Below are 16317 nucleotides of genomic sequence, written 5' to 3'. Positions count from 1 at the left end.
AATAACCTCGGACGCAGAAATACGCTCATTTATGCATCATCTTTTTACCCAAACCCTTAATAATTCAACGCGTGCAGACACTCGAAAATATTAACTTTAAATTATGTTGGATAATTCTTTAGCGCTACGTTGGAAATGTTAAAGAAATTGATATTCAGGGAATAGCTATGCCAAAAAAAACAGTAGAAACAACCATAGGGAATACACACGTAAAATTTGGAAATACGTGGTTCAGCGGTGCAAAACTCTTTGTTGATGGCGAACTGATAGTTAAAGACAATTCCCTATTCTCATTAGACAAATCTTCACCGTTTATTGCGAAAAGAATTATAGTTGACGGTGCGGAACATCTTATCGAAGTTTTTGTATTTGCATTTTGGACTGTAAAAATCAAACTTTGCCTTAATGGCCGATACGTTGCTGGCGATATGATTTAGCAACTATCAAGGCACCAGCTATAAGCTTGATCGAAGTGGCCTTAAAAGTGAGGTCTTGCAGTAAATTATTACGGCTCTCTTACTTTCTAATCTGAGTGTTAACCCAAGCCTGAAACCATATACTTTATAGTTATTATTCAAACTAAAAAGCCCACCATAGTGGGCTCTTTGTCATTGAGTCGCTTTAGATGCGGATACCTTCCACATTCAACTCAAGCTGAACGTTTGTTGATGCAGGACCGAGGTTTGTATTGATACCGAAGTCTTTGAGGGCGATAGTTGTTTTACCTAGGAAGCCTCGACGATAGCCACCCCAGGGGTCTTGACCCGCTCCGATGTGGTCGACATCGATAGTCACCGGTTTTGTAACACCATTCAAAGTAAGGCTACCAGTCATAGTCGCTTTACCTTCACCCAGCTCTTTAAAGGAACTACTTACAAATGTTGCTTGTGGGAACTTGGATACATTGAGAAAGTCTTTACTGCGAAGATGTTTGTCACGCTCGGCATGGTTTGAGTCCACACTCGCGGTATCAATGTTCACAGTCACTTTCGATGCATCTGGATTTTTCTCATCATAACTGAACTTACCATCAAACGTATTAAAGCGTCCAACCAACCAGCTATACCCTAAATGCTGTATCCGAAACTGAACGGATGCATGCGCTCCACGGGTATCAATTTTGTAATCATCGGCCAACGCAGATGGTGATAAAAATGAGGTCGCTAGCAATGCCGCTGGCATTAATGTGGCTATAAGGCGTTTTTTCATAACAGAGTCTCCATACAATCTTTTTGTCTTGCTATTAAATGTCCTGTCCTAACTATGCCCTTCCGAGCATGCGCTTTAATGTTTTGTCTTTATCTATAAAGTGGTGTTTCAATCCACCAGCAGCATGAAGCACAGCGAGTGCGACAATAGTACATGCGCCATACCAGTGAACCAGTCCTGCTACGTCTTCCTGATTTTCGATGGACGTTATGGTTGCTGGAATATCTATGACGCCGAATAAGCTGATTGCCCTGCCGTCAGCTGTCGAAATTAAATATCCACTACACATCACAACAAACATCAATGCATAAAGTGCAATGTGAACTTTACTGGCGACGACTTTTTCGAACTTGGAATGAGAGGGAATAGGTTCAGGCTTACGACCGAAAAGCCGGATGACTGAACGAATAAGCATCGTGACAAACAGTAAAATACCAATACTTTTATGGAGGTCAGGCCCTGTTTTGTACCACGTGTCGTAGTAAGAGAGATCCACCATCCACCACCCCAAACCAAATAGTCCAAATACTGCCAATGCAACAACCCAATGGATGATGATCAGCGTTGGACTCCAGTTTTCTTTATTTTTATCTGACATAACGTCCCTGTGCAGTGATTGTGCAATGTCAAAAGTAAGTCGAATTAATGGTGATTCTATAATCTACTTTGTTGACGAGATATACGTCCTATGCAAAGATTGTGTGCATGAATGCACAAAGAATCGACTGGAAAGATGTTTATTTTGCATATCATGTAGCAAAAAGTGGCAGCTTATCAGCAGCTTCTCTGCAACTAGATGTGCATCATTCCACAGTACTTCGCCGAATTGACGCTTTAGAGGCGCAATTGGGTGTGAAGTTATTTCATAGACATCCACGCGGTTACTCCCCGACGCCAGCTGGAGAAATGCTACTGGAGACAGCTGATAAAACTCAGCATCAGTTTGATAGGTTGCTGGGAAATTTAGTTGCCAACGATAACACGCTACGCGGCGAACTGGTTGTGACCACCTTGCTATCGTTTATACCGCCATTAACCCCCATATTTGCCGAATTTCAGAACCTTCATCCTGAAATATGTATAGAGATTTCTGCGACGCCCAAACTGAGCCGCTTCGAATATGGTGAGGCACACGTTGGTATCCGCCCCGGAAAAAAACCCACAACTCCTGATTATGTTGTGCAGCATCTAAAGCATATTCCAACCAGTCTTTATGTATCTCACGAGTACATCAGAAAATTTGGGAAAATGTCGTCGCTGCGAGATATTGAGGGACACAGATTTATCACTGTTGGTAAAAAATTGATGAATGTTGCGTCAACAGCTTGGATAGAGACCTCCGTCCCCAAAGAACAAATTCATCACCGGGCGGCTGATTTCAATTTTGCACTGGAAATGGCCAAAGCGGGAGCAGGTATTGCGCCTTGCCATGTATGGTTGGCTGAGCAAGAAGAAACGTTAGTACCCATGTTCCCAGCTCCCACTGAATGGGATGCGAGTCTATGGCTGATCACTCACAGAGATTTGCATCACTCACCCAAAGTGCAAGCATTTACTCAGTTTCTAAAAACTAAACTCAAAGATAGCTAAGCGAAAAACTAAAGAATCTCCAAGTCGACGTTTATGAGAAAGCGACGTAAAAAGAGAAAGTATAAATCAATTGAAATAATGTAAAGAGCCTCGTCTACTTTAGTGACGAGGCTCTTTAACACTACGTTTTATTTTTTATTACGGTCGAATTGATTATGGAAATCTTCATTAGTGTTATCAACACCTTGAATAAATCCTTTGGCAAAACCGACTACTGCAGAGCCAGCTATCTCGACCGCAGAGGCTGGCACCTTCGCACACTCAAGAGCAATTCGAGCCGGTGTGTCAACAAGACCAAATAATGTTTTTGACCCGCGATAGACAACGTTATCTGCTATATCAAATGGAGCATCAACAACTTCGTTAACTGCATCCACAATGTCGCCCACTATATCTGAGAATAAACCGCCTTTTTCCGGTTCTTTATCGCCATCGGGTTTAACGGTCGGTGATTGAACTGTTTGACCGCATGGCTTTTGGTGAAAATGTCCCCATTCCGGAAGTGTTGTCACAGACGGCTGTAACATTGAAGGGTACACCACTCTTCCTTGAGTTTGAGCCAAACCTGAATTGTTAAAGAAACTCGGTGCTGAGAATCCATAACCACCAGAAATGATTGAAGCACCATTATTTGGTAAGGTTTGAAGCTGAAGTACTGCATTATGTCGGTTTTGCTGTGCAATCAGGCTTTGATCATTTAAAAAGTTAACAGGTGTATTTTTTACGCCAGGTACAATGTTCATCTCTAATATTCCTTATTTTTTATTGGATTTTTTTACTATTTTATATATCAATTAGACATTTTTTATTCATATAAAATAAATATCTATTAATAATATATTTTTACTTAAAAGCTGTTTTTATTTTTTATCGCGATTAAATTGTGCATGAAAGTCTTCATTGGTGTTGTCTACACCTTGAATGAAACCTTTAGCAAAACCCACAACTGCCGATCCAGCGATTTCAACGGCAGAAGCTGCCACTTTTGTTGTGTCAAGAGCAACGCGAGCTGGTGTATCAACGAGGCCAAATAGTGTTTTAGATCCTCGATAGATAAGGTTGTCCGCTATATCAAATGGTGCATCAATAGCAATATTTATTGTGTCTACCACATCGTCGGCCATAGCCTTAATATTTTGTGTTGGTGTGACTACATTGTTTCCATCAATTTTATTCTCATTCTGTCCAATATTACCAAATTGAAGATTGGTATTACTCCAAGCGGGATAATTTGTAGGACTTAATATGAATACCTGTGGTTTTGCAGGACTAATATTATTATGAATACTCGGTGTTGAGAGTCCATAACCTGCAGAAATGGTAGGGTTTAAAACAACATTTGATAACGATGTCGCACTCTCTTGAGGTAATTGTTGTTGTGTATTTACAAATTGATTATTAGAAAAATAAGCAGGTACGAATTGTACTCTAGGTGCTATATTCATTTTTATCACTCCTATTATTACATCAGGGTATCTTTACGATTTTATAATTTTGTTTTTTTATAAATAAATTATTCAAGAGTTAAGTGCTAGTACTAGTAAATTAGTTCAAATTAATTTAGATAAAAATTAATATCTTCATTTAAAGACAAAAAATAATCAATTTATGACAAAAAAACTGATATTTATAGTTAAGGAGTAAATTTTGTTTTCTTAGAAAACTACATCTATAAAATTTATTGTTATAAATGTCATACTGTGTTCTAAGGATAGTCAATGAAGGAATTTTTGAACATTTTTAGGGTGACTATTATCTACAGTTTAATAAATCGATTAAACTCAGTATGTTATCGTTAGATTAATATCTTAATGCTTATAATCTGATTTAAAGATAAACATATTTCTATTATAAATGCAACTATATTTATATTAAATCAGTTTTATATTAATAAGTAGGTACACTAGAAGCTCATTGAAAAACACCCACCTAAAAATAAGCTAAGTTATTAATTTATAACATTAAAAATAAATCAAAGATCACATTTATCAATGAATGAATGATGAAAAGTCATTAAAATTTGATGCTATCAGCAAGATTTATATTCAGCGATAACAAACCTATAAAAATGACCTTAGATTAGGGATGTATATAATTTGCGAGGAGCAATTTATGTCATTACTGGTAGCCCAACCATTACCTAGTACTACGCGTGAGATTGTTAATATTTTAAAGTACCAGGATACAATTGAGACTATTGACTTAGCCAACGCAATCAACAGCTCTGGAATAGATAGCCTAGCTTCTGGTATTGATAAAATACAGAACAAAATAGACGATTTTGAGAGAGACTTGCTGGCACGTGATCTCAATGGAAGCCTTTTAAATTATCGCAAGACATGTGAGTCATTTGATAAGCTATATAAAAATCGTCAGATCGGGATGACAGTTAAATCAGCAAAAGATGTTCTAGATGTAGAAGGAAAAGGTATTTATCAACATCTTCTCTATATCAGTGAGTCATTATACCCACAACAAGGTATTTATACAGAATTAAGCCACTATTCTGCTGAGCTGATAAAGGCTGGAATCAGCGTAGATAAGTACATCGATTCAATGTTTTTCTTGTATCAAAATTACGTTTGTAAGGCTGTTATAACTATTCAAAAAATTCTTACTTCGATAAATACACTTGAAAAAAGTGAAAAATTTATACTATCGAAAAGTATCAAAGACATAAATAGGGAGTACCTTTCACTTATCCCCCGTTCCATAAACCTAATCTGGCAGCATTTTTTCGATATTGTTAAAAATCCACTGATGATAAGAAAAAAGATACAGCTTCCAACTGTGATGTTAAAACAAAGAACATCAAAAAATTACCTAACAGGTTACAAGAATGGTTGTGGTGACTCAAAACATCCTCCTTGGATTGAACATAGAAGAGTCAAACCTATTTTTAATAACTTTTTTTCATGTGATAATCACAATAATAACCCTCAAATATTCATTGCAGCTGACGCCAAATATCAAAAGGTATACCTATGTAATGGAAAAGCGGCTGTCGATCGACTTGAGATAAAAATGCAACAGTGGAAATTCATCCCATTCAATAAAGAGAGTGAATCAGTCAGCTATTTGATCAAAAACCAGTCATCAGGGCTTTTACTCGACGGAGTTAAAAGAAATTGCATTTATTTAAAAGATGTTAAGCAAACCCTGACAATACACGATTCCGTGCATTGGATCCCCATGTTAGTGCCCACGAATGGACTAGGAATTGAAGGTATGTCAGCGATGAAAGATACCATTGTCATTAAACATGTACTCTCTAAAAAAATAGTACATGGCAACGAAAAGAATATTGTCTGCCCAGTCAAATCTAGAGAGGATGACAAACCGACATATTGGGTGTTAGCAACATAGCCTATCTGCACAGTTGACCCGGGCACATCAAAACTATGGAACGATGGCAGACTGCAGACATTACACTAAATTGGACGGCGAAGGCTTCAACCCATCTCATAAGTTACTGAAGTGGTTCAGTTCCTCTAAATGCGATGATGACAAGAGGTCACTGGCAATATCGGCAGACGTGATATTCTCATCGTTGCGCATAATCATCCAATCATTGAACCTTTTGAAAGTTTCCTCATTGCTGCTTACAGTAAATTCAGACGATACTGCTTTTGTATTCGATATTTTCATATAGCCTGCTCGATCTGATTGATTGGGACAAAAAAGCGGCAGTTGACTGAATCTGATTTGTGCCTCTTTTATCATCTATTTGTTAACGCAATGACCATTTTTTATATTGCGATTTTCAGCAAGCTCTCGCCACGTTAAACGTAGTTCCGATAAGTTGTAATCACCCACTTTCCTTTCGCTCAGGCAGAGTAAGATAAACTTATCGACATCCTTTACGTCCACAAATTGAACATAATCATCTCCATTGCCCGTTAACAATACTGGTTTCGTTGAGCGAGTCTTGGTCAGACAATATCCACCCCTCCCCCCCCGAGTGACTATGTAGGCCAACAACTAATAGTGGCCTAGTAATCATTGCATAACCGTTGAAGGATTCATCGAGAACTCTCTCGCATGAGGTTCTGAGCGGACTATAAGTCTGGTTATTTAACTCAGTCACATGGGCCGCAAGGGGCTGATATTTTACTTTCTTCGAACAATGTATTACCGCAAGTGAGTAAATACGCCCTCATCATACTGATAGAAATGTAATGACCATGAGTAAATCTGGATGACGTAAACGCACACTGCACATAAAATGCATTATCAGCCCACTACGGAGCCTTTATATGGATATCTCAAGACGCCAATTTATTGGCCGCTCTCTCGCCGTTTCAGCCTTGCCTCTTCTCCCTTCCTGCACCCTTGTTCGCTCAGAGAGTGCTGGCGATCAGTACGTGTATGACCTCACTACAGAGCCCGCAACTGCTGAACTCGTGCCGGGTCATACGACTGAGGTACTTGGCTTTAACGGACAAATTCCAGCGCCAACTATACGTTGCAGACAAGGTGAAAAAGTCACTATTAGGCTGACCAATAAGCTCAACGAACCGACAACCATCCATTGGCATGGTTTGCGTATTCCAGTCGAAATGGATGGCGTACCCTTTTTAAGCCAAAGACCTATCATGCCCGGTGAAACCTTTGTTTATGAGTTCACGCCTCCAGACGCGGGTACGTTTTGGTATCACCCTCATATGAACAGTGTTAAGCAACTTGGTATGGGATTGGTCGGGCTTATTATTGTTGAAGAAGCTTCACCTGTTATTTTCGATGAAGAACATGAAGTCGTGCTGAAGCACTGGCATCTAGACAAACAGGGTGGATGGAAAGACCTGATGATCCCCCGTTACTCTGCGAGAATGGGTACACCTGGAGAGTGGGCAACGGTTAACGGCGTTCACGAACCCACTTATCAACTCAAACAAAATGCAACCACACGACTTAGAATTGCCAATGTCGACAACACCATGACCTATCCTATCGCTGTTGAGGGGTGTGAGGCTTGGGTTATTGCAATCGATGGCAATCCAATTAAAACCCCTTACCGTTTAACAGAGCACAAAATCAGCCCGGGCATGCGGGTAGATATTGGTCTCGTGGCTCCAAATGCAGGTCAACAGGTACATGTTCGATTCATGAGAGGTAAATTTGCGTTTCCGCTGTGTAGTTTCAATGTTGTCGCTTCCACTCTGCCAGCCAATCAAACCCTACCCGCTCTGCCTCTGAACCCGGTGCCATTGCTAGATTTGGATAATGCAGAAAATCTCAATTTTGTTTTCGAGTGGGCGGGAGCTGTCAGTCCTGCCGATAGCGACGGGAAAGTGAAGCCAAAGTTTTGGTTAATGAATAAGCGAGCATGGGAAGGGATGACCAAAGACAATATTCCGGCTCCGCTTTCCCGGCTGACTCTGGGTAAAACCTATATTTTTTACCTGCGTAACCTGACACAGTATCACCACCCTATTCACCTGCATGGACATACTTTTACCGTATTGGAACTGGACGGTAAAAAGCTGGCAGAACCCTTTCATACTGATACTGTGTTACTAGGAAGAAATGGCTATGCCAAAGCAGCTTTTGTTGCAGACAACCCGGGAAGATGGATGTATCACTGCCATATTATTGAGCACATGAAAACAGGCCTTATGGGATACATTGAGGTAACATGAATTACTGATTTAAAGTGATTATTCTATCTATCACCTTATTCAAATAAGTAAGGGCGGTTGGACAATACGGACGCCCTTCATTTTTCTTTGCATATAAACACTTACAGAGCGATGTTTTTTTAACGCTGTAAAATTCGATATTAGCGATATATCACCGACATTAATATCAAACTACTCCCTACCATAACATCGCTCCAAAACCAGACGAATACAACGGCCTAGGCTAACCTCTCAAACCGCTTTTTTCTACCACTACCAAGCAAATTTTAAACGCTAATCCGCACGATATAGCGACATATGAACAGCGAGCAATCACAAATTTAGAATGGCTACAGAGTGATTAAATGACGTTGAGGTTAATCCATAATAAAAAACTAGGTTCGCTTTAAGCATTTTACAGATAGGATGCAGAACACTGTTATGTGACTCGAGATTCGATAGTTAGGATCACTCAATATCGACATATTTTATGAATGAAAATCAAATTACATCATGTGGTGATTTACTGGATACATTGTGTTGGTGAAGTAGGATCTTATAGGGAGAGGTTAGGTGTTGCATCAAAAATCATCCAACTGCACTCTAGTTGCACCAAGTGAATGTATCCCTGCACATCAACTTGGTTTTTCAGACGTTATTTTTTCCTTGGAGCCCTCATTTAATCAATGAGGGCTATTTTTTTACTTTTTTCACCACGCCAAGCTACATTAGAGAACTTTAAAATATTCAACGGAAGAGCTGACACTCCCTCATTTTCTAGAGGCAAAAGATACCCATCACTATGGTTTGTGACGCCTTGGCGCGGAGAAAAAACATAGTTTACGACGAGGGTTCAGGTGTTGGCTGAGACCACTTAATAATGGCTCGAAGATTCATAGTTAGAAAAATAATGTTAGCGATTATCATCGCCATACTCCCAGTTAGATATCCAACCGCGATCCAACTGGTATTACCGAGCATCATGAGCATAAAACCGACTTTGTTCTTATTGCCAATCTGCCAGATAGCCAAAAAAGTCAGTACCATGGCTATCCAGTCGATACCAAAATATTGCAGGTAATCCATTCTGCTTAACACCTTGTTTTTATAACGAACATATTGTTGAAGATTTTATCATTAGTAATCACACCAAATGACCGTTAGTTAGGCATCGTGGTGTTATCGCCGCGAGAGAGTTCACTATTTTTTCAAAGGGTAAATACCAATTATTACTCTAACTTGCCCCGTGCCAGCGCAGGATTCTCTTGTACCTTGGTGAACTGTTCCGCGCTGCCAACTTTTTTGCAATTGTGTCTCAGACCATTATTTCCAATCTTAATCATTGAGCCGTCATTGAGCCAACTTAGTGTCCACTTTGCGCCACTAGGTAATCGAGTTTCCATCAAAGGCGCAAATTTATCAGATATTGCATTGTTTCCTGTCACCGAGTACCTGATTGTTGATTCGTTTAACAGCTGTTGTTGTCGCTTCCAATTCCCATTTGATGAAACATTGAAGCTTATTGAAATTTCTAGACCCGGCAGATTAGCGACAGTTTTCACCTCACTCAAGAAGGTACCATTCGATAAGTAATCAGTGACCCCATCAAAGCTGATTGGCTTTTCACCATCCATCTTTGCTACACAATGCCACTTCCCAATCAATACGCCTTGTTCTTCCTGTATCAACGACGGCTGGGCTTGAAGCTGATAACAGTGAAGCAGCATAAGCACTGAAATTCCTTTGCTAATCGATGGCCATTTTTTCATTTATACGTCCTATTCAATATGGTTTGGGCTTCACGTCTTTTGACTCTTTTTAGATAGGTGACCTCGAAATGCGAATAGTTCATTAAACAGTCTTTTCTAACGTCGGGTAAAAAAGTGAAAAAAAGAATCAAAAAAATCACCCCTTTTTTCTGCCCGGACGTTTGTAAGGTCGAAAAATGTTTTGATTCAATGCAGACAATCTTGTTCTTTCAGCCAGTTATAGGGGGCGCACTCATGAATACTGCTAAAATCGGATTAGCACTATCTTTTACACTATTAGTCATTACCGCATGCACAGCTGAGCGAACAGATAACGACAATCCGCTTACTCAGTCAAAGCCTGAAAAAGAGCAAATCAAACAGATCAAACCCGGGACGCCAAACGAAGAAAACAGCATAGTGAAAACACCACTTGCAGAGGTATCTCTATCAAAAGGTTCTGCCGACTTTTCAAAACACGCAAACGTCGGACTGGCTTTACAAGCCAGATACCACACAGAAGTTGTCCCGTTTCCTCCAAGAAGAGAGTCGTCAATCATCCAACCCAATAAGGATAATTACTTACCCACCCCGAGCAACGGCGTCTTTCTTACTTCACAGGCACCATTGTCGACATTCTCTGTCGATGTTGACACAGGAAGCTATGCCAATGTTCGTAGTTATTTGCAATTAGGCAATAAACCTCATCCGGATGCTATTCGAGAAGAAGCCTTTATCAACTATTTTGACTACAACTATCCTGCGCCTGAAAATAAAGACCAGCCCTTCTCCATTTTTACTGAGTTGGCACCAGCCCCCTGGCACAAGGATAGAAAACTGATGCGGATCACTCTCAAAGGCTACGATGTGCCGGTCACCGAGAGGAAACCCTCAAACCTTGTCTTTTTGATTGATGTGTCGGGTTCAATGAATGAATCCAATAAACTGCCTTTGCTTATCAAAAGTCTCTCACTCTTGGTCAATCAGTTGTCGGATAAAGATACAGTGAGCCTTATCACTTATGCCAGCAGCACCAAACTCCTCTTAAAGCCGACACCTGCAAGTGAAAAATCTGTCATTCTTGATGCGCTAAAAGGCCTGAAAGCGGGGGGAGCGACTAATGGTGAAGGCGGTATCCAACTGGCATATCAGCAAGCATTAAACGCTAAAATTGAAAAGGGTGTTAACCGTGTCGTTCTGGCAACAGATGGTGACTTCAATGTAGGAACCACCAATATTGATGAGCTAAAAGCGATAATAAAGGAGAAAAGAAAACAAGGTATAGCACTGACCACACTGGGCTTTGGCCGAGGAAATTATAATGATGCGGTTATGGAGCAACTTGCTAATATCGGTGATGGTAATCATGCCTATATCGACACGCTCCACGAGGCAAAGAAAGTACTTAGCCGCCAGTTAAGTGGGACCGTGCAACACATTGCGTCTGACGTGAAAGTACAGGTTGAGTTCAATCCGGATGCAGTAAAAGAGTACAGACTCATTGGTTACACCAACCGTAAACTTCGTGACGAGGATTTTAAAAATGACGCTGTTGACGCGGGTGATATCGGCGCTGGCCATACTGTCACTGCGCTTTATGAACTCACATTAGCGGGTGCTGAAGGACAAATTGATGAGCTGCGATACGCCAAATCGAACAAGGTGAACAATCCCAGTGAATTGCTTGAGGTCAAGGTTCGTTATAAGTTGCCAGGGAGTGAGGTCAGTAAAATGGTAAAAAGACAGGTCAAACAAAGTACTGTGTTGAATGATTTTGATAAGGCATCAGAAGATTTCCGTTTCGCTGCCGCTGTCGCCGCGTTTGCGCAGAAACTCAAAGATAACCGGTATCTGACCGGTATGAGTTATCCTGAAATTGCTGAAATTGCGAGAAAAAGCCGCGGAAATGATCCTTTTAACTATCGTGGTGAGTTTGTTAGTCTGGTAGAAATCGCCCCAAGCTTATAAACACATGACAGAAACCAAGGATGAGCATCTGATGACCGCATATGGCGAGGGCGACAGTAGCGCCTTTGCCATCCTTTATGAAAAACACAAGGGCCCGCTGTATCGCTATTTTATTCGTCAGCTACATTGCCGGGCCCGAGCCGAGGAACTCTATCAGGAAACTTGGGTTCGGGTCATAGACAGCCGTGATGAATATCAGGCGAAGGCGAAATTTACTACCTGGCTTTATCGTATTGCGCATAATCTTATGGTTGATGAGCACAGGAAGATGAAGTCTCAATCTAACTGGTTAAAACAGGCGCAATGGGATGAAGAACCATCAACAACAAATGATAACGTTGATATTGGGAGCGCTATTAAAGCATGTGTTACCAAGCTCCCCCATTCCCAGAAAGAAGTATTTCTTCTCAGGCATGACGCCGGTTTCTCCCGGGAAGATATTTGCACTATCATCGCGGCAAAGCCAGAAACAATGAAAACACGACTACGTTATGCACTGGACTCCCTCAGGCAGTGCTTGTCTAAGAAGCTAGGAGTGTCTGATGGCGAGTGAGTTTGATAATGAGAAGGTGATCAGCACGTATCAACAGCACGCTGATGAGCTACCTCCGAAAGAAATCGACGACCTGATTCTTATAAAATCAGTTCGGCAACAACATACTTCACGCCGATGGTGGTCTTACATTGGAGCAGCGGCATGTGTTGGTTTGTTAGCCATACTGGTCCCTTGGAATAATAAGGAAACACTGAAAGATATTAATGAACTCAAGTCCTACGAGTTGCAGGATACAAAGTCAGATGAAAAAATTCGACAGATACAAGGGGTAACACCAGATATCCAAAGCGAGATTTTCCTCGGCGCGCCAGCAGCTGAATCACTGTCAAATAGTCAGCGTATGGCGACTAAAATTATTGCGCCTGAGCCAGTTAGCATGGAAAATCCATTTGCCAATATTCAAGATCTACTCGAACGTGGCGAGACGATAAAAGCCAAACAACAATTAAAAAAGCTACTTGAAGAGCGACCTGAACTCACTGATACGCTTCCAAGCGCGTTGAAGTCCTTACTCTCTGACAACCATAAGAAACGCGTGCCACCATCATATACTGAGTAAAAACGCAGGCAAACAGATCTTTTGATGCCCGAAGATCCGAACTTTAAGCTATTTGTCTTAAATGTATTAACAATGGCAACTTCCAGACGTTATAAACTTTTGCGGCGCAATTAAAACAAGAGATACTCAGGTAACTGCCCGATAACATCTGGTATTTTTCCTCAAACTCAGAATAAACTTCAACCGAGTATGCGGAATGTGAATAACGGACAGGGATTGGGAGATGTTCATCTGAGCACGTTGGTTCAGGTAAACGCCAGATAGGTTTTTTCAGGAAGATAGTGATAATGACCAAGCTCGTACTATTGCTCGTTGCACTTGTTGCCACTGCAGTCTCGTCAGATCCAGTCAGTAACAATGTAATCGAGGAATACAAGAAACTCGCTGAACTGCAGTCAAGATCCGCAACACTGTTGAATAATGTAGTGGCTGTAAATATTGGTTCTGCGCAGCAATGCGACAAAGTCGCTAACTTCCAACTACTTATCGAATCCAAGCAATTTGATAATCTCAATACCCATGTACATCAGAATGGTCAAAATAACGCCTCAAACTATATTGATAAGTTAACCGGAGTAGTGACCGCAGTTTGCGACAATACCTTAACCAGTATCGTACAAGCTTGGTTTAAAGAAACAATTACCCGTTACAGGATCAGTGCCATTGAAAACCCTGAAGATAAGGCGTTAAGACAAACTTACTACTGCTTAGTCAAGTCACTGCGAGAATACGACCGGTCCAAAGAAGAACCAAATCTGACAGTGGAAAACCTTGAGAAGAGTTGCGGAGTCAAATCTTAAAAAACCGTGTGAGCTGATAGGTATGCACACATCAAATGTTCGATTGTTTAGCAAGTATTGCTGATGTCCTGAGCGATTAGGCCACACTAACCCATTGCACGCTTATCTCCACTCAGCGCCTAAAGTAGCATGGTACGCTTCAAGCCTCTGATTCAGAGTCACTCATTAACTGCAGGCTTATCGTTGGTTTCGATATCAACAAACTCTACGAGGCTCAGAAATTCATCCATTTCTATTCCTCGACTGTATAGAAAACCCTGCCCATATTCGATACCGAGATCTCTGAGGCACACTTCCTGACTGTCGAGCTCAATACCTTCCGCCACAATTGTCATACCAAACTGTTTTGCCAAATAGACCATAGTCGTTACGATAGAACGCGATTCATCATCCTCTGGCAGGCGTTTGATAAACTGCCTATCTATTTTTATCTGATCAAATCCAAAGTGAAGCAGATACTCCAGCGATGCAAAACCTGTACCAAAGTCATCCAGAGTGACAGTGATCCCCTTCTCTTCCATCCACTGTCTGTTTCTCTCCAGCACATCAGACCCCGTCATTTGACTGGTTTCAGTGATTTCTATGTCCAAGCGGTTGAGAGGAAAACCCGTTTTCTTACTGATATTATCCAGAAAAGGAATGAATCCTTCGTCTTTGAACTGGCGAGGAGAAATGTTAACGCTAATCCTAAAGTTGTCAGGGAAACGCCTGACATAAGGCTTCATTTGTGAAAACGTCATTTCTATCACCGACTGACCCAAGCGAATGATTTGACCGCTTTCTTCCGCCACCTCAAGTAGCTCAAATGGTGCACGATTGGGATTGCTCCTCAACCTGAACAGCACCTCTGCGCCGATAACCTTGCCATTATTCAGGCAAACTTTCGGTTGATAGACAACGTAGAAGGCAGAGTCATGAAGAATTTTGTGTAATTCTTTGCGAAGTTGCATGTAGTGCTTCAGCTTGAGATCAAGCTCCGGCGAGTAAAAGCAGAAGTGAGTGTCATTCTCACCATGTGTTTTGGCAGAAAAGAGAGCAACGTCGGCACACTGTATCAAAGCTTCCGGTTTATTGGCATGTTCGGGGTAAATCGATACACCAACAGACGACGAGATTTGTTCATCTGGCAACGTATGATGGTCGTCTGGCAGATAGAACATTTGAAGTGTTTTAAGTTTATCAAATATTTCATCATCAATACTTTGAACGGGTGCCACCATAGTAAAAGCATCGCCGCTTGCCCGAGCGATGAAGGTAGATTCAGGTAGATTCTCAGTTAAATATTGCCCATATAGTTTGATGAGGCTATCGCCTCTTTTGTGGCCGTACTTATCATTAAAATCTTTTAACTCATTCATTCCCAGCGCGATCACGGCCCATTTTTGTTCGTATTCAGAGCGACAAATCCGGGTTAACTTTGCCAACAATGCACGGCGATTCCATAGACCAGTAAGAGGATCCGTATCCGAGAGTGCGCGAAGCTTTTCTGTCTTTCTTTTCAGTTGGTCCATATAAGCTTGAGACTGAAGCGTCACATCATTAAATGAAGTGATTAAGGCGCCTATTTCGTCATCCTCATGCTCATCGGGTATCGGGTAGTTACCTATGTGATTGCCATCATCTTTCACAGTCAGAAACTCACTCATTTGAGTGAGCGCTTTAATGATTTGTCGATGGCATAACACCATAAGGACAACCATGGTTAACATGACTGATACCAGCGTACTGGTAGTAATACCGAAGAGAAGGTTCGCCGCCGTGTTGAGCATGTGTAACGTATCAACCTCGACTTCCATCGAACCTACGTTAATCATTTCAATCTGGTTACCTGCATCAACCTCGTAGGACAGGGTGAGCTGAAACTTTGTCTTTTTATCAGGTACTAAAGACAACATCAAAGTAGACATAGGTGACATGGCATGCGGAACATCTATTCGGTGAGCAACATTACCGCGTAAATCTTTCACCTCAACAAAAGTAAACATAGGATCGGCTTCAAAGCTTTTCATCAGTGTGCGGAGCTGATTTTGATCCATAGAGTACAATGCCAAGGCCGTGCTTGGCGCAACCGCATTAATCCGCTCCCTCGCTCCCTCAATTTCTCGATTGAGCTCATCATTTATTCCCTGATACGTGAAAAACAGGCTACTCACTAGTCCGAGTAGTAAGGTAACAAATACGCTCTTTTTGAGCAGTTTCTTTGAAAGCGATTGTCTGGCTTGATGTTTAGTTGTTTGCATAACCTTCAAATCTCAGAATCTTTGTTAAC

At 41.2% G+C, this 16317-nt stretch carries 16 protein-coding genes; 8 read left to right on the top strand and 8 right to left on the bottom strand.

Annotated elements, in window-relative coordinates; all coding sequences use genetic code 11:
* The first annotated feature begins 167 nt into the window (after positions 1-167).
* Complete coding sequence (locus A8L45_RS06440) at positions 168-437, top strand: hypothetical protein (protein ID WP_068900412.1); 270 nt, start codon at positions 168-170, stop codon at positions 435-437.
* A 184-nt stretch (positions 438-621) separates the two neighbouring features.
* Here the strand turns inward: A8L45_RS06440 and A8L45_RS06435 are convergent, their stop codons facing one another.
* Positions 622-1209, bottom strand: a complete 588-nt coding sequence (locus tag A8L45_RS06435; protein WP_068900410.1) for a YceI family protein — start codon at positions 1207-1209, stop codon at positions 622-624.
* Positions 1210-1261: 52 nt separating this feature from the next.
* Positions 1262-1807 (bottom strand): cytochrome b, encoded by a 546-nt coding sequence (locus tag A8L45_RS06430; RefSeq protein ID WP_068900407.1) that lies wholly within the window; start codon positions 1805-1807, stop codon positions 1262-1264.
* A 107-nt stretch (positions 1808-1914) separates the two neighbouring features.
* Here A8L45_RS06430 and A8L45_RS06425 point away from each other — a divergent pair, with 107 nt between their 5' ends.
* Entirely contained in the window at positions 1915-2799 is an 885-nt protein-coding gene (locus A8L45_RS06425) for a LysR family transcriptional regulator (RefSeq protein WP_068900405.1), read from the top strand.
* A gap of 128 nt (positions 2800-2927) precedes the next feature.
* On the opposite strand, the gene A8L45_RS06420 is transcribed toward A8L45_RS06425, so the two are convergent.
* Both A8L45_RS06420 and A8L45_RS06415 read right to left on the bottom strand, forming a co-directional pair.
* Positions 2928-3542: a hypothetical protein gene (locus A8L45_RS06420; protein ID WP_068900403.1), complete on the bottom strand. Its 615-nt coding sequence runs from the start codon at positions 3540-3542 to the stop codon at positions 2928-2930.
* Between the two features lie 117 nt (positions 3543-3659).
* Entirely contained in the window at positions 3660-4244 is a 585-nt protein-coding gene (locus A8L45_RS06415) for a hypothetical protein (RefSeq protein ID WP_068900401.1), read from the bottom strand.
* A 667-nt stretch (positions 4245-4911) separates the two neighbouring features.
* On the opposite strand from A8L45_RS06415, the gene A8L45_RS06410 reads away from it, so the two are divergent.
* Complete coding sequence (locus A8L45_RS06410) at positions 4912-6165, top strand: hypothetical protein (protein WP_068900399.1); 1254 nt, start codon at positions 4912-4914, stop codon at positions 6163-6165.
* Positions 6166-6261: 96 nt separating this feature from the next.
* Here the strand turns inward: A8L45_RS06410 and A8L45_RS06405 are convergent, their stop codons facing one another.
* Positions 6262-6447 carry a hypothetical protein gene (locus A8L45_RS06405; protein ID WP_139122324.1) on the bottom strand — a complete coding sequence of 62 codons (186 nt, stop codon included), beginning with the start codon at positions 6445-6447 and terminating at the stop codon, positions 6262-6264.
* 608 nt (positions 6448-7055) lie between these two features.
* Between A8L45_RS06405 and A8L45_RS06400 the strand changes: the two genes are divergently transcribed.
* Positions 7056-8438 (top strand): multicopper oxidase family protein, encoded by a 1383-nt coding sequence (locus A8L45_RS06400; protein ID WP_068900395.1) that lies wholly within the window; start codon positions 7056-7058, stop codon positions 8436-8438.
* Positions 8439-9257: 819 nt separating this feature from the next.
* Here the strand turns inward: A8L45_RS06400 and A8L45_RS06395 are convergent.
* Both A8L45_RS06395 and A8L45_RS06390 read right to left on the bottom strand, forming a co-directional pair.
* Positions 9258-9503 (bottom strand): PnuC protein, encoded by a 246-nt coding sequence (locus A8L45_RS06395; RefSeq protein ID WP_068900393.1) that lies wholly within the window; start codon positions 9501-9503, stop codon positions 9258-9260.
* Between the two features lie 143 nt (positions 9504-9646).
* The gene (locus A8L45_RS06390; protein WP_068900391.1) at positions 9647-10186 is read right to left on the bottom strand and encodes a hypothetical protein; all 540 of its coding nucleotides are present in this window, start codon (positions 10184-10186) and stop codon (positions 9647-9649) included.
* A 234-nt stretch (positions 10187-10420) separates the two neighbouring features.
* Between A8L45_RS06390 and A8L45_RS06385 the strand changes: the two genes are divergently transcribed.
* The 4 genes from A8L45_RS06385 (at position 10421) to A8L45_RS06370 (ending at position 14048) form a co-directional block, all read left to right on the top strand.
* On the top strand, positions 10421-12133 hold the full coding sequence (locus tag A8L45_RS06385; RefSeq protein ID WP_083228236.1) for a vWA domain-containing protein: 1713 nt from the start codon (positions 10421-10423) through the stop codon (positions 12131-12133).
* 4 nt (positions 12134-12137) lie between these two features.
* Positions 12138-12686: a sigma-70 family RNA polymerase sigma factor gene (locus A8L45_RS06380; RefSeq protein WP_068900389.1), complete on the top strand. Its 549-nt coding sequence runs from the start codon at positions 12138-12140 to the stop codon at positions 12684-12686.
* Positions 12676-13248, top strand: a complete 573-nt coding sequence (locus tag A8L45_RS06375) for a hypothetical protein (RefSeq protein ID WP_068900388.1) — start codon at positions 12676-12678, stop codon at positions 13246-13248. The genes A8L45_RS06380 and A8L45_RS06375 overlap by 11 nt, the downstream gene beginning before the upstream one ends.
* A gap of 287 nt (positions 13249-13535) precedes the next feature.
* Positions 13536-14048, top strand: a complete 513-nt coding sequence (locus tag A8L45_RS06370) for a hypothetical protein (protein ID WP_068900386.1) — start codon at positions 13536-13538, stop codon at positions 14046-14048.
* A 158-nt stretch (positions 14049-14206) separates the two neighbouring features.
* On the opposite strand, the gene A8L45_RS06365 is transcribed toward A8L45_RS06370, so the two are convergent.
* Positions 14207-16288, bottom strand: a complete 2082-nt coding sequence (locus A8L45_RS06365; RefSeq protein WP_068900384.1) for a putative bifunctional diguanylate cyclase/phosphodiesterase — start codon at positions 16286-16288, stop codon at positions 14207-14209.
* Positions 16289-16317 lie beyond the last annotated feature (29 nt).

The sequence above is a fragment of the Veronia pacifica genome (assembly GCF_001707825.1).
Lineage (GTDB): Bacteria > Pseudomonadota > Gammaproteobacteria > Enterobacterales > Vibrionaceae > Veronia > Veronia pacifica.
The sequence above is the reverse complement of the archived record's forward strand: the minus strand, read 5'-3'. Positions and strand labels throughout refer to the sequence as shown.

Coding starts and splice junctions, on each gene's coding strand:
- A8L45_RS06415 (WP_068900401.1), bottom strand. CDS start 4,244: ATGAATATAGCACCTAGAGTACAATTCGTACCTGCTTATTTTTCTAAT.
- A8L45_RS06425 (WP_068900405.1), top strand. CDS start 1,915: ATGAATGCACAAAGAATCGACTGGAAAGATGTTTATTTTGCATATCAT.
- A8L45_RS06440 (WP_068900412.1), top strand. CDS start 168: ATGCCAAAAAAAACAGTAGAAACAACCATAGGGAATACACACGTAAAA.
- A8L45_RS06385 (WP_083228236.1), top strand. CDS start 10,421: ATGAATACTGCTAAAATCGGATTAGCACTATCTTTTACACTATTAGTC.
- A8L45_RS06410 (WP_068900399.1), top strand. CDS start 4,912: ATGTCATTACTGGTAGCCCAACCATTACCTAGTACTACGCGTGAGATT.
- A8L45_RS06420 (WP_068900403.1), bottom strand. CDS start 3,542: ATGAACATTGTACCTGGCGTAAAAAATACACCTGTTAACTTTTTAAAT.
- A8L45_RS06375 (WP_068900388.1), top strand. CDS start 12,676: ATGGCGAGTGAGTTTGATAATGAGAAGGTGATCAGCACGTATCAACAG.
- A8L45_RS06405 (WP_139122324.1), bottom strand. CDS start 6,447: ATGAAAATATCGAATACAAAAGCAGTATCGTCTGAATTTACTGTAAGC.
- A8L45_RS06365 (WP_068900384.1), bottom strand. CDS start 16,288: ATGCAAACAACTAAACATCAAGCCAGACAATCGCTTTCAAAGAAACTG.
- A8L45_RS06395 (WP_068900393.1), bottom strand. CDS start 9,503: ATGGATTACCTGCAATATTTTGGTATCGACTGGATAGCCATGGTACTG.
- A8L45_RS06400 (WP_068900395.1), top strand. CDS start 7,056: ATGGATATCTCAAGACGCCAATTTATTGGCCGCTCTCTCGCCGTTTCA.
- A8L45_RS06435 (WP_068900410.1), bottom strand. CDS start 1,209: ATGAAAAAACGCCTTATAGCCACATTAATGCCAGCGGCATTGCTAGCG.
- A8L45_RS06430 (WP_068900407.1), bottom strand. CDS start 1,807: ATGTCAGATAAAAATAAAGAAAACTGGAGTCCAACGCTGATCATCATC.
- A8L45_RS06370 (WP_068900386.1), top strand. CDS start 13,536: ATGACCAAGCTCGTACTATTGCTCGTTGCACTTGTTGCCACTGCAGTC.
- A8L45_RS06390 (WP_068900391.1), bottom strand. CDS start 10,186: ATGAAAAAATGGCCATCGATTAGCAAAGGAATTTCAGTGCTTATGCTG.
- A8L45_RS06380 (WP_068900389.1), top strand. CDS start 12,138: ATGACAGAAACCAAGGATGAGCATCTGATGACCGCATATGGCGAGGGC.